The organism is Methylophaga sp., from assembly GCF_009711715.1.
GTDB lineage: Bacteria > Pseudomonadota > Gammaproteobacteria > Nitrosococcales > Methylophagaceae > Methylophaga.
Window position 1 is genome coordinate 171,156 of the sequence record NZ_VENF01000005.1, and the last position, 26,634, is coordinate 197,789.

Annotated in this window: 24 protein-coding genes; 2 read left to right on the forward strand and 22 right to left on the reverse strand. The window is 53.2% G+C overall.

The features are described from left to right. Positions 1–463: 463 nt before the first annotated feature. The 20 genes from FH755_RS05105 to parE all read right to left on the reverse strand — a co-directional run bounded on the left by FH755_RS05105 (position 464) and on the right by parE (position 23,894). Positions 464–955 carry a hypothetical protein gene (locus FH755_RS05105; RefSeq protein WP_292439278.1) on the reverse strand — a complete coding sequence of 164 codons (492 nt, stop codon included), beginning with the start codon at positions 953–955 and terminating at the stop codon, positions 464–466. A gap of 105 nt (positions 956–1,060) precedes the next feature. Beyond that, positions 1,061–2,566, reverse strand: a complete 1,506-nt coding sequence (gene lysS, locus FH755_RS05110) for a lysine--tRNA ligase (protein WP_292439281.1) — start codon at positions 2,564–2,566, stop codon at positions 1,061–1,063. A 2-nt stretch (positions 2,567–2,568) separates the two neighbouring features. Continuing rightward, positions 2,569–3,664 (reverse strand): peptide chain release factor 2 gene (gene prfB / locus FH755_RS05115; protein ID WP_292439282.1). Its coding sequence is split into 2 segments (ribosomal slippage): positions 2,569–3,591 and positions 3,593–3,664, totalling 1,095 coding nucleotides; the frame shifts between segments, so codons are not numbered across the junction. A gap of 91 nt (positions 3,665–3,755) precedes the next feature. Next, positions 3,756–4,568: a peptidoglycan DD-metalloendopeptidase family protein gene (locus FH755_RS05120; protein ID WP_292439284.1), complete on the reverse strand. Its 813-nt coding sequence runs from the start codon at positions 4,566–4,568 to the stop codon at positions 3,756–3,758. 2 nt (positions 4,569–4,570) lie between these two features. Further along, positions 4,571–5,146: a YqaA family protein gene (locus tag FH755_RS05125; RefSeq protein ID WP_292439286.1), complete on the reverse strand. Its 576-nt coding sequence runs from the start codon at positions 5,144–5,146 to the stop codon at positions 4,571–4,573. After that, entirely contained in the window at positions 5,146–5,808 is a 663-nt protein-coding gene (locus FH755_RS05130; RefSeq protein ID WP_292439288.1) for a protein-L-isoaspartate(D-aspartate) O-methyltransferase, read from the reverse strand. Before FH755_RS05130 ends, FH755_RS05125 begins: the two co-directional genes overlap by 1 nt. A gap of 1 nt (position 5,809) precedes the next feature. After that, entirely contained in the window at positions 5,810–6,556 is a 747-nt protein-coding gene (gene surE / locus FH755_RS05135) for a 5'/3'-nucleotidase SurE (protein ID WP_292439290.1), read from the reverse strand. Positions 6,557–6,670: 114 nt separating this feature from the next. Beyond that, the gene (gene fdhF / locus FH755_RS05140) at positions 6,671–9,469 is read right to left on the reverse strand and encodes a formate dehydrogenase subunit alpha (protein ID WP_292439292.1); all 2,799 of its coding nucleotides are present in this window, start codon (positions 9,467–9,469) and stop codon (positions 6,671–6,673) included. After that, positions 9,469–11,166, reverse strand: a complete 1,698-nt coding sequence (locus FH755_RS05145) for an NAD(P)H-dependent oxidoreductase subunit E (protein WP_292439294.1) — start codon at positions 11,164–11,166, stop codon at positions 9,469–9,471. Before FH755_RS05145 ends, fdhF begins: the two co-directional genes overlap by 1 nt. Positions 11,167–11,534: 368 nt before the next feature. After that, positions 11,535–12,554 (reverse strand): formate dehydrogenase subunit gamma, encoded by a 1,020-nt coding sequence (locus FH755_RS05150; protein ID WP_292439296.1) that lies wholly within the window; start codon positions 12,552–12,554, stop codon positions 11,535–11,537. 10 nt (positions 12,555–12,564) lie between these two features. Then, positions 12,565–12,744 (reverse strand): hypothetical protein, encoded by a 180-nt coding sequence (locus FH755_RS05155; protein ID WP_292439298.1) that lies wholly within the window; start codon positions 12,742–12,744, stop codon positions 12,565–12,567. Continuing rightward, a complete protein-coding gene (gene fdh3B, locus FH755_RS05160) occupies positions 12,741–13,334 on the reverse strand; it encodes a formate dehydrogenase FDH3 subunit beta (RefSeq protein ID WP_266236982.1) in 594 nt (197 codons plus the stop codon). The genes FH755_RS05155 and fdh3B overlap by 4 nt, the downstream gene beginning before the upstream one ends. A 16-nt stretch (positions 13,335–13,350) precedes the next feature. Continuing rightward, complete coding sequence (locus FH755_RS05165) at positions 13,351–16,245, reverse strand: formate dehydrogenase subunit alpha (protein ID WP_292439301.1); 2,895 nt, start codon at positions 16,243–16,245, stop codon at positions 13,351–13,353. A gap of 16 nt (positions 16,246–16,261) precedes the next feature. Continuing rightward, on the reverse strand, positions 16,262–16,474 hold the full coding sequence (locus FH755_RS05170) for a Tat pathway signal protein (protein WP_292439303.1): 213 nt from the start codon (positions 16,472–16,474) through the stop codon (positions 16,262–16,264). 150 nt (positions 16,475–16,624) lie between these two features. Next, entirely contained in the window at positions 16,625–17,188 is a 564-nt protein-coding gene (locus FH755_RS05175) for a molecular chaperone (RefSeq protein ID WP_292439305.1), read from the reverse strand. A 31-nt stretch (positions 17,189–17,219) separates the two neighbouring features. Beyond that, positions 17,220–18,776, reverse strand: a complete 1,557-nt coding sequence (locus tag FH755_RS05180) for a 4Fe-4S binding protein (RefSeq protein ID WP_292439307.1) — start codon at positions 18,774–18,776, stop codon at positions 17,220–17,222. Next, positions 18,760–19,221, reverse strand: a complete 462-nt coding sequence (locus FH755_RS05185; protein WP_292439308.1) for a DUF3306 domain-containing protein — start codon at positions 19,219–19,221, stop codon at positions 18,760–18,762. The genes FH755_RS05180 and FH755_RS05185 overlap by 17 nt, the downstream gene beginning before the upstream one ends. Continuing rightward, the gene (locus FH755_RS05190; RefSeq protein WP_292439310.1) at positions 19,218–19,691 is read right to left on the reverse strand and encodes a DUF3305 domain-containing protein; all 474 of its coding nucleotides are present in this window, start codon (positions 19,689–19,691) and stop codon (positions 19,218–19,220) included. Before FH755_RS05190 ends, FH755_RS05185 begins: the two co-directional genes overlap by 4 nt. A gap of 39 nt (positions 19,692–19,730) precedes the next feature. Continuing rightward, positions 19,731–21,974: a DNA topoisomerase IV subunit A gene (gene parC, locus FH755_RS05195; protein WP_292439311.1), complete on the reverse strand. Its 2,244-nt coding sequence runs from the start codon at positions 21,972–21,974 to the stop codon at positions 19,731–19,733. Between the two features lie 18 nt (positions 21,975–21,992). Next, the gene (parE, locus tag FH755_RS05200; protein ID WP_292439313.1) at positions 21,993–23,894 is read right to left on the reverse strand and encodes a DNA topoisomerase IV subunit B; all 1,902 of its coding nucleotides are present in this window, start codon (positions 23,892–23,894) and stop codon (positions 21,993–21,995) included. Between the two features lie 153 nt (positions 23,895–24,047). Between parE and FH755_RS05205 the strand changes: the two genes are divergently transcribed. Then, entirely contained in the window at positions 24,048–24,251 is a 204-nt protein-coding gene (locus FH755_RS05205; protein WP_292439314.1) for a DUF2892 domain-containing protein, read from the forward strand. A 242-nt stretch (positions 24,252–24,493) separates the two neighbouring features. Then, positions 24,494–25,066, forward strand: a complete 573-nt coding sequence (locus tag FH755_RS05210) for a DUF3365 domain-containing protein (protein ID WP_292439315.1) — start codon at positions 24,494–24,496, stop codon at positions 25,064–25,066. Positions 25,067–25,072: 6 nt separating this feature from the next. Here the strand turns inward: FH755_RS05210 and FH755_RS05215 are convergent, their stop codons facing one another. Continuing rightward, the gene (locus FH755_RS05215) at positions 25,073–25,270 is read right to left on the reverse strand and encodes a winged helix-turn-helix domain-containing protein (protein WP_292439316.1); all 198 of its coding nucleotides are present in this window, start codon (positions 25,268–25,270) and stop codon (positions 25,073–25,075) included. 156 nt (positions 25,271–25,426) lie between these two features. Continuing rightward, entirely contained in the window at positions 25,427–26,599 is a 1,173-nt protein-coding gene (locus FH755_RS05220; protein ID WP_292439318.1) for a MalY/PatB family protein, read from the reverse strand. Between the last annotated feature and the right edge of the window lie 35 nt (positions 26,600–26,634).

The following is a 26,634-nucleotide window of genomic DNA, read 5'->3' on the forward strand; positions in this document are numbered from 1 at the left end:
GAAATGCGTGCCCATTTCCCTAACAACCCTAGGGCACCCCAATGTGCTGGCCTGCGGCTCCACTCGTCATAGCATTGATTCAGGCGGTCGGCTAAAACTCGCTACGCTCAAACACTAGCCGCCCTCAGACCTGAATAAATACTATTCCTCGCCAGCACAAACGGGGAATAAAGGGATTAGCTCAAAGCATGTTTGCCCCCCTCGCCCTCGCCCTCGAAGGGAGAGGGCTGGGGTGAGGGTGTCCCGCCCTTTTGCGTAGCCGAGCATCGCAGCCGTGGCTGGATCAGCGCGAGCGCATGTCTGAGCGTAGCGAGTTCGCGAGTGCCCAGTCACGGCGAGAAGCGCAGGGAACCCGCAGGGCAAGCAAGAGGCTGCCCTTTTGTTTGGTTCGTTTATTTTGGGCAAGCAAAATAAATGAACTCGGGCTTTAGTCCGAAAGTATCAAGCTTTAACAGTAGACATGTTAAACCGACAGCTCTGAAATAGCAGAATCTATCATTTCAAGTAAACCTGTAACGGTGGCTCTAGTTAAATGGCCTTTTGATGATGCGGTATCAATGTTCTTTTTGTAGTGGTCGAGCAATTCAATAACGGCTGAATTATCAGCCTTGGGCAGAGCTAATAAAACTAGGTTGGGAAATACTAACTCGCACATTAACTCGAAATAATGACCTACTTCAGCAATTGATGTTTGTTCAAAAACTATCTTTTGTTTAGGGTTAAGAGTATTTTCATTGCGCTCATCAGCAATACGAACCAAATCTCTTTTCAGACTCTCTAAAAACTGCTTCAGGGCTTTCTTTATTTGCTTCCTTTTTGCCTTATCGTCCCAATATTTCCATAAACGCCCGCCAAACAAAGCAACGAGGACAGCTGATAACAAAAGTAAATCTTGTATATCAATAGGCGTCCATTCGAATATGGTCAAGCAATTTGAATCTATTTTTCCTGGCATGCCGAGTACGTCCGTTAGATTTTAGGCCATGGATTAAAATATCTAGCAACATCATAAAACGGCAAGCTTGGTGGGTGAGTTACTCACCCACCAACTATAAAAGTTTTATTCCGGCCGCATATGCGGGAAAAGCAGAACATCCCGAATTGACGGCGAATCCGTCAACAGCATAACCAGACGATCAATCCCGATCCCCTCACCCGCGGTCGGCGGCATGCCATATTCCAGAGCGCGGATATAATCCGCATCAAAATGCATTGCCTCATCATCACCGGCATCTTTCTCGGCGACCTGGGCCTGGAAGCGCTCTGCCTGATCTTCGGCGTCATTGAGCTCGGAGAAGCCGTTGGCAATTTCTCGACCACCGACAAAGAATTCAAAGCGCTCGGTAACAAACGGGTCGTCATCGCTGCGGCGTGCCAGCGGAGAGACTTCGGTCGGGTAAGCGGTGATGAAGGTCGGGTCCATCAGGCGATGTTCTACGGTTTTCTCAAAGATCTCGATTTGTACTTTACCGAGGCCGTAGTTTTCCTTGATCGGGATATCGAGACCGGCGGCGATTTCACGGGCCGCTTCAATCGTTTCCAGCTGTTCCGGTTTGATGCCCGGATTGAAATGCAGGATCGATTCCTTGACGGTCATCCGCGTAAACGGCTTGCCAAAGTCGATATCAAGACCCTGGTAGTGCACTTCCGAGGTGCCCAGTACATCCTGGGTGACGCTGCGAAGCATGTCCTCGGTCAGATCCATCAGATCGTTGTGGTTGGCATAGGCCTGGTAGAACTCGACCATGGTAAATTCCGGGTTGTGACGGGTAGACAGCCCCTCATTACGGAAATTACGGTTGATTTCAAACACCCGTTCAAAGCCACCGACAATCAGACGTTTGAGATAGAGTTCAGGCGCAATACGCAGGAACAGGTCCATATCGAGCGCATTGTGATAAGTCGTGAAAGGACGCGCGGTAGCGCCGCCCGGAATCGCCTGCATCATCGGCGTTTCGACTTCCAGATAATCCTTGCTCATCAGATAGCGGCGAACGCCATCAATAATGCGTGTGCGCAGACGGAATACATCCCGGCTGGCTTCATTCATGATGAGATCAACGTAACGCTGACGGTAACGGGTTTCCTGATCTGACAGGCCGTGGAATTTTTCCGGCAACGGACGCAGGGATTTGGTCAGCAGGCGGATATTATCGACCAGTACGGACAGTTCGCCTTTCTGGGTACGGAACATCACCCCTTCCGCCGCGATAATGTCGCCCAGATCCCAGCGTTTAAACTGTGCATAAACGCCTTCAGGCAAGTCGTCACGTTTAACGTAAAGCTGCATATCGCCCGACATATCACGGATATTGGCAAAGCTGGCTTTACCCATCACACGCTTGGTCATCATGCGGCCGGCGATACTGACACGACGCGGGTTTTCAGCCAGTTGTTCGGCGCTCCAGTCAGCATACTCTGTGCTGAGTTCAGCATTCATGACATTACGACGGAAGTCGTTAGGGAAGGGATTGCCCTGTTGCCGCAGTTCGGCCAGTTTTTCGCGACGCTGCGCGATCAGGCGGTTTTCGTCCAGTTCTGTTCCGGTTTCGGTTTCGTTGCTCATGCTTATAATCCTGATTTCAGCGACGCTTCTATAAATTGGTCCAAATCGCCATCGAGCACGGCCTGGGTGTTGCCGGTCTCAACATGGGTACGCAGATCTTTAATCCGCGATTGATCGAGGACATAGGATCGGATTTGATTACCCCAGCCAATATCCGACTTAGATTCTTCCGCGGCCTGTTTGACTTCATTCTGCTTCATCAACTCCAGCTCGTAGAGCTTGGCACGCAGCTGATTCATGGCGCGGTCACGGTTCTGATGCTGACTGCGCTCGGTCTGGCACTGCACCACGGTATTGGTCGGTACGTGGGTGATACGCACTGCCGAGTCGGTGGTGTTAACGTGCTGACCGCCGGCACCGCTGGAGCGGTAGGTATCGACACGCAGATCCGCCGGGTTGATCTCGATTTCAATGGTGTCATCGACTTCGGGATAGACAAACACGGAAGCAAATGAGGTATGGCGACGGGCACCGGAATCGAACGGAGATTTACGCACCAGACGGTGCACACCGGTCTCGGTACGCAGCATACCGAAAGCATATTCGCCCTCAAACCGCACGGTGGCACTTTTGATTCCGGCAACCTCACCGGCTGAGACTTCCATCAACTCGACTTTGTAGTCATGGTCCTCACCCCAGCGCAGGTACATGCGCAGCAGGATATTGGCCCAGTCCTGTGCTTCGGTACCACCAGAGCCGGACTGGATATCCAGATAGGCACTGTTTTTATCCAACTCACCGGAGAACATGCGCTGGAACTCGAGTTTTTCCAGGCCTTTTTCCAGTTCATCCAGATCGGCAATCACCGCATCAAAGGTATCCTGATCCTTTTCCTCAGCGGCCAGCTCCAGCAAGTCCTGGGCATCATTGAGAATATCGCGGTGCTTTGACAGCGTGGTGACGATTTTTTCCAGGCTGGCCCTTTCCTGACCCAGTTTCTGAGCCCGTTCGGGATCATCCCAGACGCCGGGAGATTCCAGCTCGCGACTGACTTCGATTAAGCGTTCAGACTTTTCATCGAAGTCAAAGATACCCCCTAAGATCGTCACTGCGATCACGAAGGTCTTTAATACGTTGTAATGGCGCGCCTAGTTCCAAGGTTAACCTCTGATATTGAATAAAAAATGAAACGCCGGATAAAAACCGGCAAAACGCTATATTGTAACGGATTAATCGCGTTTTTTGTGGTTCAGCGCTTGGGCAGGAAACGCATCGGGTCGACCGGCTTGCCATTACGGCGAATTTCAAAATGCAACTGATCGCGCTGGGTGCCGGTTCTGCCCATCATGGCGATTTTCTGACCGCTTTTGACGACTTCCCCCTCTTTCACCAGCAAGCGGTCACTGTGTGCATAGGCACTGAGATATACGTCATTATGTTTGATGATCAGCAAATTGCCATAGCGGGGCAGACTGTTGCCACTATAGACCACCTTGCCTGAAGCCGCTGCATACACTGGCTGACCCGACTTGCCGGCAATATCGATACCCTTGCGGCCCGGGCTGCTGTTGGAATAAGTCGAGACTACCCTGCCCTCCGTGGGCCAGCGCCATTGCAGATTCTGGCTGCCGACAAAGGGTTCTTGTGATGGTTTAGCTTGTGGCTTGCTGGCTGTCGTGGTTTTCGGCGGAGGGGCAGGCACCGGTTTTGACTGCGGCGGCGGACTGGGTTTGACCGGCTGGGTTTGGGTCGGCTGCGTGTTACCCGGGCGTTGCGCCGTCGTTGTGCGGTTGGTCGATTTGAAACGGATTTTCTGGCCGACATAAATAGTATAAGGCGGACCGATATTATTGATTCGGGCGACATCCTTGTAATCCATCCCGTAGCGCCAGCTGATGGAATATAAGGTATCGCCCTTCTGGACCGTGTAATAAGCAGGAGGCGTTGAGATTTTGCGCTGACTGCGATCGTCGCTGTAGGAACCCACCGGGGCGACAGCGCGACCACCGCCGCCACAGGCGGTCACAATGAACATCAGCAGTAGCGGCAGAATCCATTTCATCTCTATGCAAATATCAGGTAAGCGATCACCAAAATCAATACCGTCAGCCAGCCCAGTCTATCTACCCACAGATGCAGACTGGCCTCCAATTCCGGTCCGCCCCAGCGCATCAGACCCGCGACCAGAAAAAACCGCATGCCACGACCTATCAGCGAACCAATAACAAAAGGCAACAACAACATGTTGGCAGCCCCGGCAGCGATAGTAAAAATTTTATAGGGGATAGGGGTAAAACCGGCAAGAAAAATCGCCCAGAATCCCCACTGATCAAACCATGCCGAAGCTTGCTGGTAAGCATGCATATAGTCCAGTGAAATCAGCCAGGGCTCAGCCAGTTGAAAAGCAAACAAGCCTATTGCGTAACCGAACAGGCCACCAAGCACAGAAGCGGCCGTGGTCAGCCCAGCATAAAACCAGGCGCGATCCGGTCGGGCCAGGCTCATCGGCGCCAGCATGACATCTGGCGGAATCAGAAAAAAGGACGATTCGCTAAAACTGACCAGGGCCAGCCAGTAGGTCGCGTATTTGTGACGGGCCCAGACCATGACCCGGGCATAAAGGCCGGAAAAAAGGCGCATCAGATCTGACCGCTCAACAGCGGCACAAAGCTCACCGGATCCAGTTCGGTTTCCTCATAACGATCTCCGACACGATCGATGACTCGCAGTGATTGTCCCATACTGCCTCCAACCGGGATCACCAGTCGGCCACCCGGTGCCAGTTGCTTAAGCAGTTCGTGTGGTACCTGCTCAGGGGCGCAGGTGACGATGATGCCGTCATAAGGGGCATACCACTCCCAGCCCCAATTGCCATCACTGTGTTTAAGCTTGATATTATTCAGTTTAAGCTGGTAGAACCGTTCTCGAGCCTGATTCTGCAGCGGCGAAATGCGTTCAACACTGAACACACGGTCTACTAGTTTAGACAGCACGGCTGTTTGATAACCTGAACCTGTGCCAACTTCCAGCACTTTTTCGCGTTGACCGGCCCCCGACAGCAGGATTTCCGTCATTTTGGCGACAATATAAGGCTGAGAAATTGTCTGACCATGACCGATGGGCAGTGCCGTGTCTTCATAAGCGCGACTAGCAAGGGCTTCATCAACGAAAAGATGTCGTGGCATTTCGCGGATCACAGCCAGTACTTCCGGATTGGCAATGCCACGTTCCTGCAACCGGGCTACCAGCCGGTCGCGGGTACGTTGTGATGTCATGCCTATACCGCGGTAATCCGTGTTCATATCAGCAATCTTTGAGCCACCGGGCAACACCGTCAATGGCATCATAGCGAGTCAGATCAATTTGCAGCGGCGTCACAGAAACCGCCCCACGTCGTATCGCATCAAAATCAGTACCGGGACCGGCGTCTTCCTCACTGCCGGCAGGACCAATCCAGTACATCGGGCGTCCGCGCGGGTCGAACTCCTTGATCACGGGTTCTGCTTTATGACGATGACCCAGCCGGGTGCTCTCAATACCGGTGATTTGATCAATCGGTAAATCAGGGACATTCACATTGAGGATAGTGTCAGCGGGCAGCGAGGATTCTTTGAGCCGGGAAACCAGCTTCTGCGCAACCCAGGCCGCGGTCTCATAATGCGTGCCGGTGTGTGAGGTCAGCGAAATAGCGATGGCCGGCAATCCCAGAAATCGACCTTCCATGGCAGCGGCAACCGTACCGGAATAAAGCACATCATCACCGAGATTGGCGCCGGCATTGATGCCGGAAACCACCATGTCGGGATCATCTTCCAGTAAACCGGTAATCGCCAGATGGACACAATCGGTCGGTGTGCCTTCAACGCGGTAGACGCCGTCTTCCTGCTTCTCAAGTCGGAGCGGGTTTTCCAGCGTCAGAGAGTTACTGGCACCGCTGCGATTTCTGTCGGGTGCCACGACGGTAATCTCGCCAAAACTGCCTAGTGCATCGGCCAGAGTGCGAATGCCCTGAGACATGTAACCGTCATCATTGCTGATCAGGATTTTCATTATCATTATAGCCTGTTGGGAGCTTTAAAAATACGCTCCATATCTTAGCAAGAATGTGAACTGCTAGTTAAAAAAAAGGCATCTCAGGATGCCTTTTTTTGATGAAAATACCGCCTAGAGCAGTACATTTTTTGACTGGCCGCCACCGTAACTGTAGAACTGCATCGGTTCACCACCCGGTGTGATTTTGACCGCGCAATACTTGAATTCGGGGATCTTGGCAGCGGGATCCAATGCCGGATTAGACAGTTTATTAACCGCGGCTTCGTAATAGCAGAAAGCCATAAACACTGCCCCGGTCGGTACGCCCATATCGGCACGTGCAATCACCGAAACACTGCCACGGCGAGTGGAAAGGGTAATCAGTTCCCCCGGTTTTACCCCCATTTCGTCCAGTGTAATCGGGTTTACTGTCGCCACAGCTTCAGGCTCCAGGGCATCCAGCACATTGGAGCGACGGGTCATAGAACCGGTATGCCAGTGTTCCAGCATCCGGCCGGTAATCAGCACAAAAGGATACTCGTCATCCGGTCTTTCATCCGGCGGTATGATATCCGCCGGCACGAATTTGCCACGACCTGTCTGAGTCGGGAAAGCGCGGGTGAAAATCACCGGATCGCCTGGGTCGCCCTCTTCCAGGCAGGGGTAAACGACACCACTGTCACGTTCCAGACGCTCCCAGGTAATACCCGCCATAGACGGTACCGCTTTGCGAATTTCAGCGAACACATCTGCCGGCCCGTTATAATGCCAGTCAAGCCCCATACGGTTGGCAATTTCCTGGATAATCCACAGATCCTGACGTGCATCACCCGGCGGATCAATAGCTTGACGGCCAAGCTGTACCCAACGGTCTGTATTGGTGAAGGTACCGGTTTTTTCCGGGAAGGCGGAAGCCGGCAGAACCACGTCGGCGAGGTAAGCCGTTTCAGTCAGGAACAGATCCTGAACCACAAGATGTTTGAGCTCTGACAGCGCCTGACGGGCATGATTTACATCAGGGTCCGACATCGCCGGGTTTTCCCCCATGATATACATACCATGCAATTTACCGGCATGAATCGCATCCATGATTTCCACGACAGTCAAACCGGCTTTGTCGCTGATTTCACCGTTCCAGAGCTGCTGCATGTTCTCACGCGCAGCCTTGTCTTCAACACGGAAATAATCCGGCAGGCACATCGGGATCAGGCCCATATCCGAGGCCCCCTGCACGTTATTCTGACCACGCAGCGGATGCAGACCTGTACCGGGTCGACCGATCTGACCGGTCATCAGCGCCAGGGAAATCAGGCAGCGGGCATTATCCGTACCATGTACGTGCTGGGAAACGCCCATACCCCACAGGATCATCGAGGCTCTGGATTTGGCGTAAAGCCTTGCCACTTCACGAAGGGTTTCTGCAGGAATACCACAGATCGACTCCATCAGTTCCGGTGTGTATTTTTCCAGATGTTTCTTCATCGCTTCAAAACCATCGGTTCTTTCAGCGATAAATTTCTCATCTACCAGCCCTTCCTCAACGATGGTATGCATCATCGCATTCAGCATCGGCACATCCGAGCCTGGCTTGAACTGGAGGTGATAGGCGGCCTCACGGCTGAGCTCGGTGCCCCGCGGATCCAACAGCACAAGCTTGGTACCCTCCCGTACGGCGTTTTTCATCCAGGTCGCACCGACCGGGTGGTTGACGGTTGGATTGGCGCCAATCAATACAATCAATTCCGCTTTTTCAACATCGGCGACCGGATTCGACACCGCACCGGAGCCGAGCGTCTCCAACAGCGCCACAACTGAAGAGGCATGACACAGACGGGTACAGTGATCGACATTATTGGTTTTGAAACCGACCCGGATCAGTTTCTGGAACAGGTAGGCTTCTTCGTTACTACCCTTGGCACTGCCGAAACCGGCCAGCGCCTGCGGGCCGTCATTTTCGCGAATATCTACCAGACCCTGGGCCGCGCGTTCCAGCGCTTCTTCCCAAGTCGCTTCGCGGAAGACCTTATTGATATCGTTCGGGTCCATTTCAAAATCGGGAGACTTGGGCGCATCGTCACGGCGAATCAGCGGCTTGGTGATCCGGTGCGGATGGTGCACATAGTCAAAACCATATCGGCCTTTGACACAGAGACGACCATGGTTGGCGGGGCCATCCCGGCCCTCGACATGGAGGATCTTGTTGTTCTTGATGTTGTATGTGAGCTGACAACCAACACCACAATAGGGACAGACCGAATCTACTTTCCGATCCGGCTCTACCATCGCCACATCATTCGCTGGCATCAGGGCCCCGGTCGGGCAGGCCTGTACACACTCACCACAGGCAACACAGGAGCTTTCTCCCATCGGATCATCAAGATCAAATACGATTTCGGTATGATGACCGCGCATTGCAAGACCGATAACATCATTATTCTGTTCATCGCGGCAGGCGCGGACACAACGTGTGCATTGAATACAGGCATCCATATTGACGGCAATCGCCGGATGCGAGAGATCGGATGTTGGCTGTTCCCGTGGTTTGAAGCGCGGTGTACTGATTTCCAGCTTGCCGGCCCAGTAATCGAGTTCAGAATGCAACGTATGCGGTTGCTCAGAGACATCTGATTTGAGTAGTTCCAGCACCATTTTCTGTGATTTCAGTGCCCGCTCGCTCTGTGACTCAACCTTCATGCCTTCCGACGGATAACGGCAGCATGACGGCGCCAGCACACGCTCGCCATCAATCTCGACCATACAGGCACGACAGTTGCCGTCCTGCCCCTGACCTTCTGAATAGCATAGGTGTGGAATTTCAACACCATGGCGCTGCGCTGCCAGCAGAATAGTTTCGCCCTCTTCGGCGAAGATCTTCTTGCCATTAAGATCGAAGGCAATCAGTTCGCTTTCAATTTCCGGGTTGATAGCCATTATTTCAACTCCTCAGGGAAGTACTTAATCACGCAGCGCAATGGATTGGGGGCTGCCTGGCCGAGACCACAAATGGAGGCATCCACCATCACTTGTGATAACTCTTCCAGTAAGTTCTGATCCCACTGTTTTTCTTTCATTAAGGTCACAGCTTTCGCTGTACCCACGCGGCAAGGTGTGCACTGACCGCAGGATTCATCTTCAAAAAACTTCATCGCATTCACCGCCAGATCGCGCGCCTTATCCTGGTCAGAGAAGACCACGACCGCGGCAGAACCGATGAAACAGCCATATTCGTTCAGTGTGTCGAAATCGAGCGGAATATCGCCCATTGAGGCGGGCAGCATGCCGCCCGAAGCACCACCCGGGAAATAACCATAAAATTCATGGCCTTCCTGCATGCCGCCGCAGTATTCATCAATCAGTTCACGCATAGTGATACCAGCCGGTGCCAGATGCACACCAGGTTTGTTGACGCGGCCACTGACCGAGAAAGAACGCAGGCCTTTACGACCATGGCGGCCATGGTCAGTCAGACACTGCGGGCCTTTTTCCAGAATATCACGGACCCAGTACAGCGATTCCATATTGTGTTCCAGTGTCGGTCTGCCGAACAGTCCGACCTGGGCTACATAAGGCGGCCGCAGACGCGGCATGCCGCGCTTGCCTTCAATCGATTCGATCATCGCCGATTCTTCACCGCAGATATAGGCACCCGCTCCGCGACGCAGATAAAGCTTGGGCATATTGGCGACCGGCGGATTGGCCACCAGCTTGGCTATCTCGACTTCCATCATCTCGCGGATGGCGGCATATTCATCGCGCAGATAGATGTAGATTTCATCAATACCCACCGCCCAGGCGGCTATCAGGCTGCCTTCCAGGAAGCAGTGTGGATCACGATCAAGGAAATATTTGTCTTTGAACGTACCGGGTTCACCTTCGTCAATATTGACTGCCATCAACTTGGGCGCTGGCTGATCCCGCACGATGCGCCATTTGCGGCCGACCGGGAAACCGGCACCGCCAAGACCACGCAGGCCGGAATCATCCATGGTATCGAGCACTTTCTCGACATCATAATGACCTTCCACGCACAGTCGGTAGGTATTGTAACCACCCTGTTCAACATATTGTTCAAAGCGAATCGGATCGATGGCTTCGGGACGGGTCTGGTTCTGTTCAACCCGTTCGGTTACACGGGCCGTATCGGCGTTTTCAACAGGATGCATACCTACCACGGCAACCGGCGCTTTATCGCAGCGGCCAATACAAGGCACACGCTGGACGCGAACATCACTGCCCAGGCCCTGTTCCAGAGAATCAATCAATTCATTAGCGCCCAGCATTTCGCAGGTCATTGAGTCGCAGACACGAACGGTTAAAGCCGGTGGCGGTGTCTGGTCTTCTTTAATCACATCGAAATGATGATAGAAGGTAGCGACTTCATAGACTTCGGCCCGGGACAGTTTCATTTCATAAGCCAGCGCCACCAGATGGGGGGCTGAAATGTATTTATAGCTGTCCTGAATTTTGTGCAGATGCTCAATGAGCAGATCTTTGCGGCGGGGTTCATCCCCCAGTAATGCCTGGACTTCAGCCAAGGCTTTGGGATCGACTTGCCTGCCTTTATTGACAGCCCGCGGCAATTTAAGCTCTTTGCCCAGCTTTTGAGCACTGATTTGCTGCCCACTCATGTAAAAAGGCCTCTCTCTGAATCTTTTATGCCATCGTTGGCTTTAGTTGTAGTTAAACAGACAAAAATTAGCATGGCTAAGTTTTGCTGTGAAGCTGCATTGGCGGCATAACTGTCCGTAAAACAGTCATTTGTCTTTTTTTGGTGCAGACAGGCACTGATTTAAGTACCAAAATCATACATTTTTCCGGCTAAATGCTTCGCAATGCGCCAACTTCAACCTAGGGGTTTTTATAAGTCATTGAAATGACTAAAAAGTAGTAGTCCGCTCAGAAAGCGGACAAAAAATTGATTTCTTTAGAGAAATAATTTGCTCAAAAGTGCATAAATGGTTGTTGACAACCAAAAATTATGCACTTTTGCGCAAATTTATTCTGACGAACGGGGGGAATCGGTATTTTTTTCGCGCATCTCCTGCAACCAGAGATCGTGGTGCTGTTCAGCCCAGGCGACATCAACCTGGCCGGTAGTCATGCCTTCCAACGCTCCTTCCGTGCCGATAGTACCAATGTAGATGTGGCCAAAGGAGAAGGCAATCAGCAACAATGCGGTAGTGAGGTGAATCACATGCGCCAGTTGAATCACCTGACGCTCCTGGCCGAAATTGGGAAAATCCAGCACCAGGCCGGAGAAACAGAGTGCTAAACCGGCGGTTGCCAAAGCCCAATACCAGACTTTTTCGCCACCATTCATACGGCCGGCAGACGGATGTTTATCCCCAACCATGCCGCCATAGGCTTTAAACCACTCCAGGTCGACCTTATTGAAAAAGTTATGCCTGAAAAATTTCACCAGGATCGCAAACAGCGCAATCATAAAAACCGGGCCCAGTGTGTTGTGCACAAACTTGGCGCCTACGGCATATAGTGAAAAGCCGGGATAGCCGAGCAGCGGAATGAGAACCGCACGACCATAGAGAATACTGAGACCAGTTATGGTCAGCAGGATAAACAGAATCGCCGTCGTCCAGTGCAGCCGGCGTTCATTGAGCGTCCAGCGTTCGACGGTTTCGCCGGTGCGTGGATGGGTCAGTTCCACCCGGCCACGCATGATGTAAAACGCCATAATCACCAGCAGCACAAAGCCCAGAAACCAACTGCCATAAGTGGCCATCGGGCCGTTGCGAACCTGCCGCCAGGTTTCTCCCGAGCCCTGAATCAGTTCATTGGCCTCCTGACCGGTGACTGCGGTGTAACCTTCGTTGCCTTGTCGCACCTGTCGCCAGGTATCAGCGCGCGGATTGGTCGGTTCCGCTGATTGTTGCTGAGACTCATTCAATCCGGTAACGATATAGCCGCTCATTGGCAACAAAACGATGACGAGCAAAATAAAAATACCGCTCCAGAGCATCATTTTCTTGCGTTTGTTCAGCGAGTCTGCCACTGCCATATCGCCTCCGCTAGCGGTCGGTCTGAACTTGTTGGAACCGTTTTGCCAGAATATCCTCACGCGCCTCATAGGATTCAACATGACTGTCCGGCTTGCCCTTATAGACACCAGGCTCATGAATGGTCACATCAGTATCTTCATAGCAGGCACTGAGTCCGAACAAAACGATAAATGGAACGATATATTTCATAGCTGTTCTTTGTAAGCAGTATCCCAGCCCCAGTTATCCGGGCGACCACCGCGGCGCACCACCCGGTTACGGAACAGGTCGGCAACAATATCGCCATCACCGGCCAGCAAGGCTTTGGTCGAGCACATCTCGGCGCAGAGTGGCAATTTTCCCTCGGCAAGGCGGTTACGACCATATTTGTCGAGTTCGGCCTGCGAGTTGTCTTCTTCCGGACCGCCGGCACAGAAAGTGCATTTATCCATCTTGCCGCGGGCACCGAAGGCGCCTTCCTGTGGATATTGCGGAGCGCCGAACGGGCAGGCATAGAAACAGTAGCCACAGCCAATGCAGATATCCTTGTCATGTAACACCACCCCTTCAGGTGTGGTGTAGAAACAATCTACCGGACAGACCGCCTGACAAGGCGCATCACTGCAATGCATGCAGGCCACCGATATCGATTTTTCATCGCCGTGATGACCATCATCAATGGTCACGACCCGGCGACGGTTAATGCCCCAGGGCACCTCATGCTCGTTTTTACAGGCAGTGACACAGGCGTTGCATTCGATACAACGTTCGGCATCACAGAGAAACTTCATTCGAGCCATGATTTGACCTCTTTACTTAAGCTGCTCTGACCCGACACAGCGAGACCTTAGTCTCCTGCATCATGGTCACGGAATCGTAGCCATAGGTGAAAACGACATTGCAGGATTCACCCAGAATATGCGGATCGGTGCCTTCCGGATACTTGTCCCGCAACACCTCACCCTGGTAGTGGCCACCGAAATGGAACGGCATGAACACCGTACCGCGTTCCACCCGTTCAGTGACGAAGGCCATCACTTTAATCGAGCCGCCCTCAGGCCCATCGACCCAGACCATATCGCCGTGTTTGACATCGGCATTATTGGCATCGGCCGGATGGAGTTCGATAAACATGTCCTGCTGCAGTTCAGCCAGCCAGGGGTTGGAACGGGTTTCATCGCCGCCACCTTCATATTCCACCAGTCGTCCACTGGTCATAATCAGCGGAAATTCCTGGCTGAAGTCCTTGGCCTGTATTGAACCATAGCGGGTGGGCAGACGATAAAAACTGCGTCGATCTTCATAGGTCGGATACTTCTCAACCAGATCCCGACGGTTGGTGTACAGCGGTTCACGGTGAATCGGGACCGGATCCGGAAACTGCCAGACAATGGCTCTGGCCTTGGCGTTACCATAGGGTGCGCAACCATGATTGATAACGACACGCTGTATCCCGCCTGACAGGTCGGTTTTCCAGTTCCTGCCCTCAGCTTCTTTTTGTTCTTCCGGCGTCAACTCATTCCACCAGCCCAATTCTTTAAGCATATCGGCAGTGAACTCGGGATAGCCGTCTTTAATCTCCGAGCCTTCGGTGTAAGAATCCTCGGCCAGCAGGTTGACGCCATCCCGTTCCACCCCGAAACGGGCGCGGAACGGCAGACCACCGTCTTTGACCGGTACCGAGGTGTCATAAAGAATCGGGCTGCCTGGATGTTTCATCTCACCGGTCCCCCAGCAAGGCCACGGCAGACCATAATATTCACCATCACAGGGACCGCCCTGTGCCCGCAGAGTGGTTTTGTCAAAGGTATGCAGATTCTCTGACTGCAGTTTCATGCGCTCCGGTGTCTGACCGGTATAACCCACTGTCCACATGCCACGGTTATATTCACGGGTAATGTCTTCAATCAGCGGTTCTTCACCGTTGACCTGAATGTGTTTGCAAAGCTTATCGGCAAAACCGAACTTCTTGGCAAACTTGTACATGATGGTGTGATCAGGCAATGACTCAAATAACGGGTCGATGATCTGATGTCGCCACTGTACCGACCGGTTGGAAGAAGTAACCGAACCATAGGTTTCAAACTGGGTACAGGCTGGCAGCAGGTAAACACCATCAGTACGGTCATTCATAACAGCAGAGACGGTAGGATAGGGATCAATAATGACCAGCATATCCAGTTTTTCCATCGCCGCTTTCATTTCCGGACCGCGAGTCTGGCTATTGGGCGCATGACCCCAAAGCACCATGGCACGGATGATTTCGTTCTGGGCGATGTTTTCCTTATCTTCCAGCACCCCGTCTATCCAGCGGGAGACCGGAATACCGTTGGTATACATCGGCGACTGACCAGCGGTGGTAGGGCCCTCTTCACCCATACCGGCTTCCGGCTCATAAACATGCTGGTCAAAGCGGTTTTTGAGCCATTCGTAATCGATATCCCATACCCGGGCCCAGTGTTTCCAGGCCCCCTCAGTCAGCCCGTAATAGCCGGGAAGACTGTGTGACAACACCCCGAAATCAGTCGCGCCCTGCACATTGTCATGGCCGCGGAAGATGTTGGTGCCGCCCCCGGAGACGCCCATATTTCCCAGCGCCAGCTGGAAGATACAGTAAGCACGGGTGTTGTTGTTACCAATTGTGTGCTGGGTTCCGCCCATGCACCAGACAAAAGTACCCGGACGATGGTCGGCCATGGTTTTGGCAGCCTTGTAGACTTCTGCTTCCTTGGCGCCGGTGACCCGCTCAACTTCAGCCGGTGTCCATTTGGCCACCTCTTTGCGGATCTCGTCCATGCCGTAAACCCGCTGGCGGATAAATTCCTTGTCTTCCCAGCCGTTGCCGAAAATATGCCAGAGCATACCCCAGACAAACGGCACATCGGTGCCGGGACGAATGCGCACAAACTGGTCCGCATGCGCTGCGGTACGCGTCATCCGGGGATCCACAACAATCAGGGGCGCGCCGCGTTCCTTACCGCGGAAAATATGCTGCAGAGAGACCGGATGTGCTTCAGCCGGGTTGGCACCAATGATGAAAATGGCCTTGGCATTGTGAATATCATTGTAGGAGTTGGTCATTGCCCCGTAGCCCCAGGTGTTGGCTACGCCGGCTACCGTCGTGGAATGACAGATCCGTGCCTGGTGATCAACATTATTGGTACCCCACAGCGCGGCAAATTTACGGAACAGATAGGACTGTTCATTGGAGTATTTGGCACTGCCCAGCCAGTAGACTGAATCAGGGCCTGACTGCTCGCGGATAGCCAGCATGCGGTCACCGACTTCTTCAATCGCCTGTTCCCAGCTTATCCGCTGCCATTTGCCATTCACTTTTTTCAGTGGATATTTGAGGCGTTTGTCACCGTGACCATGTTCACGGACCGAAGCGCCCTTGGCACAGTGAGCCCCCAGATTGAAAGGATGTTCAAAGCTGGGCTCCTGCCCGGTCCAGACCCCGTTCTGCACTTCAGCAATAACACCACAGCCGACACTGCAGTGGGTACAGACACTGCGTTTCTTGGAAATTTCACCATCCGCGTAGCTGATACGTTGTTCTTCCGACGCCTCGGCTTTTTGCATCATGGCTGGCGGCAACATCGACATAAAAGCCGCACCGCCGGCAGCAATCCCCGAGCCCTTCAGAAAAGCACGGCGATTAACCCCGTTCGATTGAGGGGAAGAAACGGATTCTCGTTTAGTCAGTTTCATAGCAGGCACTCAAGGCTTAGAAATCGGCAAGGCGGTAGTATGTTTCAACATGCTCAGTATGCTGATAGCCCTTTTGAGCGGGCGCCGGTTTGGCTTCTGAATCTGATGGCCGGGCAGTAGGTGTAGCCCGAACGACACCTGATGAAGCCGTCAAAGCGACCCCACCACCGACTGCTGATGTCAGCTTGAACAGAAAGTCCCTGCGTGAGCGACTGTCTTGCGTGCTCATAACGCCTCCGAAAACCGATTGCCGAGGTTGTTCCTCAACAGTGAATCAACGCAGACAGGGTATGCCTGCTCTTTATTAGTTTTAACTATGAGTATCGCGCAGCTAATGTGGCGTATCAAGGGTTTATTGATGAAATATGTCAATCATTACCTATTTCATCGCCTGCGCCTCAGCCTGCATGAAAATCCTGCCAAAATTGGCTAAATGGCGGTAGAAAACCGCGCTGTCAGCGGTAGCCAAATCCGCAAAAAATTGATTCGCCCAGGGAGAAATATGTCTGCTGAAGAATGTCGCGGCATCTATAACCGGCGTACCCTGCGCAGTGAGGATCATCCGCATCACATCACATTCCGCAGCAATATGATCTTCCGGCTCTTTCCTGTCCTGTTGCCGCTCCAGGCCCAGCAAAGCCAGGTCCTGACGCAATTTGGCGAGCGGTTTTTCATGCAGAAAGCCTGTCTGGTAGAAAGAACCATAGGGAATGACCTCGCCCTGGCTCAGACCGATGAAAAGATCATTAAACTCCTGTTCCGTTTCCGCTGCCTGCGCAGCCCCGGCGGCCTGTTTCAGTCCCTGCCATGCCCGGCCCATTTCGGAATCCGGATCACTTATCTCCACTCCGGCTATATTTTCCAGCAGACTCTGTGCCGGTGGCGCCGCCAGTAATGTTGCCAGCAGTGCATAATGTTGTGCCCGCCACGCATCCTGCTCCATGTCTCAGACCTTCTCTTTTGTCATGCTTGATTTATTGATTAAACATCGATTTGACCCGGCAATCTTCACACATTTTCAGCCGGTCCAGCGCCTGCCCCTGGAACATCGGATGATCCGAGAGTTTGCCTATCATGGTGTCGATCATTTTCTGGGTCGCAAACGCCTTGTTACATCGGATACAGTTGAAAACCGGCTCTTCATGTAACAAGCGCTTCTGCCTGGCTTGGTTTCTGTCGAAAACATAGCGTGGCACAAGCGCTATCGCGTCTTCCGGGCAGGCCGTCTCACACAGGCCGCATTGCACGCAGAGGTCTTCGATAAAGTGCAGCTGCGGTTGGTCGACCCCATCAACGACAGCACCGACCGGACACACAGACACACAGGACATACACAAGGTACAGGCTTGTTTGTCGACGGTAATTTCACCAAAAGCGGCGTCTGCAGACAGCGACATCAATGCTGGCTGCTGCGGTGCCTGGTGATGCAAGTGGCTCAGTGCCATGGTTGTCATCCGCCGTTTATCATTGACACCGGCAAAGCGTGCGGGCTCAATCTCAACAATCTGGGGGGACTGAGCCAAGGAAGACTGCAAGACCTCTATCTCACGGCTGTGAAAATAATCAATACGACGATCTGACAGACCCAACTCAGCCAGCATGGCATTGCTTTCCTGCATGCTGCGCTGCAATTCCTGCCAGTCATGGTCCTCATGGCTGCCCGCATCCCAGATGAGTATCCGCGACACTCCATAAGCAAAGGCGGTCAACCAGAAAGGCTGTCCCAGTGCGCCGATTTCTTCTATTGAGAACGGCAACACATCATCGGCTAACGGATACTCATAGGCCTCAAGCTGCTGTAGCCCCAGATTTTCATCATGAATCAGTAACTGCGGCGGCTGTGATTCAATATGGCCGTACTCCTGCATCATCTGCCGCAGCCGGTTAACACTGATATCCAGCGTCGGCAGGGCATAACTGATAGCTCCGGAAGGACACACCACGGTACAGCTGCCGCAGCCCTGACACAGATTCGGATTGACATTAATTAAATCTCCGCCGCTGCTGACCGCCTCGGCAGGACAGGCATCAATACAATTGGTACAGCCTTTGACACCACGACGACTGTGGGCACAGATATCCGGGTTGTAATCAAAAAAACGCGGCTTATCGAACTCACCGACCAGTTCCGGTAATTGCTGAAGGGCTTCAGCCAGCGCCTGCGGGTCTTCACCGGGAGCAAAATAGCCCAGTGGCGGAACTTTGCTCGTAATCATCGGGGTGTCACCCAGATCCAGCACCAGATCGACTGTCAGCTCATGCTCACCGAAACGAGCCTGAAATGCACCCAGCCAGCCAGTCAACTCTGTCAAAGGCTGGCGAATAACGGTCACAGATTCGTCAGCCTCAAGCGCCCGCTCATCGCTGGCATAGCCATACAGGGAGAGCGCAGACAGCCTTGGCATGATCCGGTTCAGGATGTCGGCCGGGCCGATCAGCAGGCAACGGCCGCTGGATTCGAAGCTGACTTGTTCCTGGGGCTCAATCGTTATCTGCCCGGCTTCTAGCACGGCTCTATGCAAAGTCTTCATCCTCTCTGTAATCGCCTTTGTTGTTATCTTGCTGGCGATCTGTTTCCACTGCAGCCTTGTTTTCAGGCATTTGCGGCGGCCGGGTTTTCTCCTCGGCCAGCTTCAGCATGCGTTTCATGTCCTGCGTGACGATATCACCCAGCCCGGCAAAACGGGTGAAATCATCATCATATTCGTTCAAACCATCACGGACATTAAATTCAGGCTTACGAAACAAGCTACGCAGCGCGGCTTTTTTGGTCTCGGCGTCGACATCCTCGCGCTGCCAGACCGGTATCGTTTCAGACTGCGCCTCAACAGCAGACTCACTGCTGTTACCGTCTGTTTCATTGGCGCTTGTCGTGGTCTCTGCCGGCAAACTGTCCGGGGCATTTTCAGTGTCTTTTTCCAGTTTGCGTTTGGACCAGCGGCTCAGAAACCCCTTGTCTTCCTGTTCCCGGCTCATTGTGACTCCCCTTTTTCAGCCTCATGCCATTTGCGACGACGGCGTTTTTTGGGCGCGCTCGGTTGATAATGTGCCACCACAAAATGCTCCAGCCAGACACACAGGGCATCGGCCAGTGGCGCATCAAGCACGACTTCATCGGTTTCCATAAAAGAAGCCGCTTCATCAAAATCAACGGTGGCCAGCATCGGCGCCAGCGAATCGCCCTCTTCGCTGCAGATGAGATAGCCCTTGGGTGTACCGGACATCAGGTTGTGATAATAAGCATCGCAGTGTTGCTTATAGAGTTGAAATTGCAATTCAGTGAGATAAACCAGTTCGCCCTCGCTGGCTGCCTGCTGCAGGGTGGTTTCATCCAGTCCGGGCAGAAAACCCAGCAATTTCCACGACACTTTCAACCAGCGATGCTGACTGGGTTTTCTCAGCAATACGGCAGTGACCGGAAAATGGGCGGAAGCTGAATCCTGCATAACTCTATGACTGATAAATCGATCTAAAGTTTAGCGCCGTTAATCAGCGACTTCGACCCCACTCACTTTCTGTAAGCCGCGCGGCAGTTTATGTCCGCGTTTACCTCGCTCACCGGCGTAATGCGCCAGATCGCCCGGTTTCAGGGTCAGATGTCGACGCCCCGCATGCAGTGTCAGGCTGCTTTCCTGTGGCACGATAATCACGGATTGCATCCATTCCTGACCGGCACTGAAGCGTGCCTGCGGGATGTTGATCAGCCTGACCCCCTTACCCTTGTTGAGCGTCGGAATTTCACTGGCAGGGAAGACCAGCAGACGGCCATCACCGGAAGCGACAGCAATCTGATCCTGTTCCGGGTTATCCAGCAACAGCGGGGGTAGAATCTGGGCGCCATCCGGCACATTAAATACCGCTTTACCCGCCTTGTTCTTAGCCAGCAGATTATCCAGCGTCGTCACAAAACCATAACCCGCGGTGTTAGTGAGCAATACCGGTTTGTCCCCTTCATCGACGGCGAGTACCGCAGCAAAACGGACTTCCGGCGGCGACTGCAGGCGACCACTCAAGGGTTCGCCCTGCCCCCGCGCGGAAGGCAGCGAATGTGCTGACAGCGAATAGCTGCGGCCACTCTCATCAAGAAAAACAATCTGCTGGTTACTGCGTGCTTTGACTGAGGTCAGATAGCGGTCACCCGTACGGTAATTGAGCGATACAGGATCAACATCATGGCCCTTGGCTGCACGCACCCAGCCGCTTTCAGACAGCACGATGGTCAGCGGTTCGGTCGGCAGCAGTTCGGTGGCATCCAGGGCCTTGGCAGCCTTGCGTTCCACAATGGGTGAGCGGCGTTCATCACCGTATTTTTCTGCATCCGCAGTCAGTTCCTTGCGAATCAGGGTTTTCAGACGATTATCAGAACTCAGCAGCAGTTCCAGTTGTTTGCGCTCCTTGGACAATTCGTCCTGCTCGCCGCGGATTTTCATTTCTTCCAGTTTGGCCAAGTGACGTAAACGCAACTCGAGAATGGCTTCCGCCTGGCGGTCGCTGATGCCGAAGCGTTCCATCATCACCTGCTTGGGCTCATCCTTGTGACGGATGATGGCAATGACTTCATCGATGTTGAGATAGGCAATCAGCAAGCCTTCCAGCACATGCATCCGATCCAGCACTTTGTCGAGCCGGTACTGCAAGCGCCGGCGTACTGTGGTGACACGATACTCCAGCCATTCCAGCAGCATATCCCGCAGGTTTTTGACCTGCGGCCGGCCATCCATGCCGATCATGTTCATATTAATGCGGTGACTGCGCTCCAGATCGGTGGTGGCAAACAGATGAGACATCAGTCCGTCGACATCGACCCGGTTGGAACGCGGCACAATCACCAACCGGACCAGGTGTTCGTGATCCGATTCATCACGCAGGTCGGCGACCATAGGCAGTTTTTTGGCCTGCATCTGGGCCGCGATCTGTTCCAGAATTCTGGCACCGGAGACCTGGTAGGGTAAAGCATCAATAATGATTTCACCGTCCTCTTTCTCGTAGGAGGCGCGCTGCTTGACCGAACCATGGCCGGTCTCATAAATGCGGCGGATTTCCTCACGACTGGAGACAATTTCAGCCCCGGTGGGGAAATCCGGACCCTGGATATCTTCCAGAATCTCATCCAGTGTCGTTCGGGAGGACTTGAGCAGTTTCAGACAGGCTTCCACCACTTCCCGCAGATTGTGCGGCGGCACATCGGTGGCCATGCCCACAGCAATACCGGTGGTGCCGTTCAGCAGCAGATTGGGCAAGCGCGCCGGTAACAGTGACGGTTCATCCATGGTACCGTCGAAATTGGGCACCCAGTCCGCCGTGCCCTGCCCCAGTTCGCTCAGCAGCACCTGGGCATAAGGTGCCAGCCGGGCCTCGGTGTAACGCATCGCGGCAAAGGATTTGGGATCATCAATAGAGCCCCAGTTACCCTGTCCGTCAATCAGTGGATAGCGGTAGGAAAACGGCTGCGCCATCAACACCATGGCTTCATAACAGGCCGAGTCACCATGTGGATGGTATTTACCCAGCACGTCACCGACGGTACGTGCCGATTTCTTGTGTTTGGACAGGGCGCTCAGGCCCAGTTCAGACATCGCATAGATAATGCGTCTCTGAACCGGTTTCAGGCCGTCACCTATATGTGGCAGCGCCCGGTCCAGAATGACGTACATTGAATAATCCAGATAGGCTTTTTCCGTGAAGTCACGCAGTGACAGCTGTTCCAAATCATCGACAATGGCAGTCATGGTCTTTTCTCTTGTTGCTTACAGGGCGGCCAGATCGGCGAGGTCGCCGTGCTGTTCCAGCCAGGCTTTTCGATCCGAGGCACGTTTTTTAGCGAGCAGTTTATCCAGCGTCATCATGGTGTCGTCTTCGGCCTCAATCGTCAGCCTGACCAGGCGACGGGTATCGGGTGCCATGGTGGTTTCACGTAATTGCGGCGGGTTCATTTCCCCCAGCCCTTTGAAACGCTGAATGCTGACCTTGCCCTTGATGTTCTCTCTTTCGATACGGTCCAGAATAATCTGCCGTTCTTCATTATCCAGTGCGTAAAACACCTGTTTACCGACATCAATCCGATACAGCGGCGGCATCGCCACGCAGATATGGCCGGCTTCCACCAGCGGCCGGAAATGGCGGACAAACAATGCGCACAGCAAGGTCGCGATATGTGCGCCATCCGAATCAGCGTCGGCAAGAATGCAGATTTTGCCATAGCGGAGCCCGGCCAGATCATCCGAACCCGGGTCGACACCAATTGCCACCGCAATATCGTGCACTTCCTGCGAAGCCAATACCTGGGTGGGCTCAACCTCCCAGGTATTCAGAATCTTACCGCGCAGCGGCATGATGGCCTGAAACTCGCGGTCACGGCCCTGTTTGGCTGAGCCCCCGGCAGAGTCACCTTCCACCAGAAACAGTTCAGTGCGGGCCGGGTCCTGGGAAGTACAATCCGCGAGTTTACCCGGCAGTGCCGGCCCCGACTGTACCCGTTTACGCACCACTTTCTTGGCCTGTTTAAGCCTGGATTGGGCATTGCTGATGGCCAGGTCAGCAATCTTTTCACCATCTTCAACATGATGGTTCAGCCAGAGACTGAAAGCATCTTTGACGGCACCGGAAACAAAGCCGGCACATTGTCTGGATGATAATCGCTCCTTGGTCTGACCAGAGAACTGCGGATCTTCCAGCTTGACCGACAGCACGTAGCAGCAGCGCTCCCAGACATCTTCCGGGGTCAGCTTGACGCCGCGTGGCAGCAGGTTGCGAAACTCGCAGAATTCTCTCAACGCATCCAGCACACCACTACGCAAACCATTGACATGGGTGCCGCCCTGGGCAGTCGGAATCAGGTTGACATAACTTTCCGCCAAGACCTCACCGGGTTCCAGTTGCCACATGATGGCCCAGTCTACTTCTTCGTTTTCTTCGCTGATATGACCAACAAAAGGGGCGACCGGCACACAGGGTTCATCGGTCATTGCCGAGGCCAGATAGGATTTAAGCCCGTCTTCATAACACCAGCGATCTTCGACTTTTTCCTTGCCGCTCAGATCGGTGAATGTGACTACCAGCCCCGGACACAATACCGCCTTGGCTCTGAGCACATGGCGTAATCTGGCGACAGAGTATTTGGGGCTGTCAAAGAAGGATTCATCTGCCCAGAAACGCAGTGTGGTGCCAGTATTACGTTTACCGACCGTGCCGATTTCTGCCAGTGGCTCCTTTAAAACACCACTTTCAAAGGCGGTAGCGTACTCAATACCGTTTCGCTTGATTTTGACTTCCAGCCTGGAGGAGAGTGCATTGACCACAGATACGCCCACACCATGCAGACCACCGGAATATTTGTAGTTCTTGTTGGAGAATTTGCCACCGGCATGAAGACGGGTGAGGATAACCTCAACACCCGGTACCCCCTCTTCCGGATGTATATCCACCGGCATACCGCGACCGTCATCGCTGACCTCCAGTGAATTATCCTTGTGCAGGGTAACCTGAACCTGGCGGGCATGACCGGCTATAGCCTCATCCACGCTGTTATCGATGACTTCCTGAGCAAGATGGTTGGGTCGGGTTGTATCGGTGTACATGCCCGGTCTCTTGCGGACCGGCTCAAGTCCTGTCAGGACTTCAATCGCCGAAGCATCGTAGATATTTGTCATCGTTCAGAAATCAAGTTGAATTTATTCCCACCGAAGATTATCAGCATCAAAGCCTAACACACAACATTTGCGCTTATTTGATTATCGATGCTTGACAGAATCGCCGGCGCATACAATATTAGTATTCAATTATTATCTAACATGGGGTTTCAGATGAATATTGACCGTTATGTTATGGCCTTTGCCGGTTCTATGATTTTATTGAGCCTGCTGCTATCACAGTTTCACCACACTTACTGGCTCTGGCTCAGTGCTTTTGTCGGCGCCAATATGCTGCAGGCCGCCTTCAGTGGCTTCTGTCCGATGGCCCGCTTGTTAAAAAAATTCGGCGTTTCAGCCGGGCCGGCCTTTGACTAGATGAGCATTATTCGCAGACAGCCAAGGATAATTTTTAGACATACAAACACCGGCTTGTCAGGACAGGACTTCTCAGCACGCTGCGCTGATGATAGTGTTAAAGCTGTCTGCACCGGCTTTATCCACAGGTTGTTTTTTAACCAAGGCCCTGGTTGTGGCGAGGATGTTCCGCCCCTGTGATGACTGTCCGCCGGTGCTTGTTGGATTATTGATTCTGCGGACTGAGTGAGGATATGCCTATCATGCGTTCTTTTGCGTTAATGCTGGCCCTGCTGCTTACCGGTATGGTCGGTGCTCAAGCGGACACCAGTAAACAGGCCTTTGAAGATGATGCCAAAGCGGCCATCAAGGAACTGGCGACCAGTCTCAAATCCTCTCTGCTGGCTGCCATGAATGATGGCGGTCCCGCCGAAGCGGTTTCAGTCTGTAATCTCATTGCCCCGAGCCTCGCAGCTGAGATTTCCAAGAAATATGGCCTGGAGATCGACCGCACCAGTCTTAAAGTGCGTAATCCGGCGAATGAGGCCGATGCCTGGGAAACCGATGTGCTGCAGCGATTCGAAACCCGTCTGGCAGGCGGTGAAGCGATTCAGAAGCTGACTTTCAGCGAAAAAGTCGAGACCGGCCCGACGCCCCAGTGGCGGATGATGAAAGCGATTCCGACCGATAAAGTCTGTCTATCCTGCCACGGTAGCAAAATTGCCGAACCGGTCCAGGCAAGGATCGATACGCATTACCCTGATGACATGGCTACCGGCTTCAAACTCGGCGAGATCCGCGGAGCGTTTAGCGTCAAAAGGGAGATTATCGAATAGAACTGTTTACTTGAGGCTGATCATTTCGCTACGGCCTTTAAGTTCGAAACACAGTTTATCTTCCTTGGCCAACCAGCCCAGTGCCCGTTGCAGGATTTTGGTTTCCAGTTTGGTGTCTTTGGCCAGTTTGCTGGCTGAGACAACGCCATTGTCTGCCAGATACTGCCAAACCACCCCCGCGGCCGAACCGATAACATCACTCATATTTTCTCCTCCGACAAGTCGCTTACTTAGCTAAACCATTGAATAAATGGCAACTTCTATGCCAACCAGCAGGCTATGATAACCCATCATTTTTTCAGCAAAATGACACTTTCATGCACTTTTTCGGCGCAGGGAAAAGAAAAGATGCACTGAAAATCAGCGTGTGAAGTCATTGAGGGCGTCAGCCATTTTGCCCAGCGCGATATCAAGCTGCGCTCGGGGGCAGCCCATATTGAGACGCATAAAGCCACTACCGACGTCACCGAACACATTGCCGGGATTCATGCCCACGCCGGCTTTATCGATAAAAAATGCCCGCAGCGCCTGGTTATCCAGGTTCATTTGCCGGCAGTCCAGCCATAGCAAATAGGTGCCCTCCGGCACGATTAAATCAATCAAATCCAACTCTGCATCGATAAAACGACGGGCTGAATCCAGTGACTGTTGCAGGTAGGCCATCAAGGCATCGAGCCAAGCATCACCGTGCCGATAGGCCGCCTCATAGGCAGTGATACTGAAAGGATTAGCAGCACTGACATGCCAGCTGTCAAAGACCTGGTTAATTGCTTTCCTGTCAGCCTTTTGAGGCACCACCAGCGACGATAGACCGAGGCCGGGGATATTGAAGGTTTTGCTCGGTGCGATAGCTGTCAGCACATTCACCGAGTCGGACAAATCAGCGAGCGGCAGGTGGGTCTGGCCCGGAAAGATTAAATCCGCATGAATTTCATCCGAAATGATGGTCATCTCATAACGTGCCGCCACAGCCAGCAAATCCATTAATTCCTGGCGCTGCCAGACCCGTCCGACCGGATTATGCGGCGAGCATAACAACAGCAGTCTTGCGCCCTGCCTGGCGCATTGCTCAAGATGCTCAAGATCCATTGTGTAATGGCCGTGCTCAAGTTTCAGCGGGTTGGTCACCAGTTCACGACCAGTCTGAGTGACCGCTGTAAAAAATGGAAAATAAACCGGCGGTTGCGCAATGACTTTATCGCCGGGCTCAGTCAGTGCTTCAATCGCCGCATGCAGCGATGGCACAACGCCGGGACACATCAGAATATGGCTGCGCTTGATTGACCACTGGTAACGCCGCTGGCACCAGTCAATCAAAGACTGATACAGGGAGTCCGGGTATAAGGTATAGCCATAAATCGGATGCTGTGCCCGTGACACCAGTGCTTCAGTTACAGCTGGCGGCGCGGCAAAGTCCATATCCGCCACCCACATCGGCATCACATCGGCGCGGCCGAAATAAGCCTGGCGGGCATCGAATTTGAGGCTGTTGGAGCCGCTGCGATCTAACGGCGCATCAAAATCAAACATCATGTCTAGGATCCGCATTTCCCTGGAAGATTGGAGTC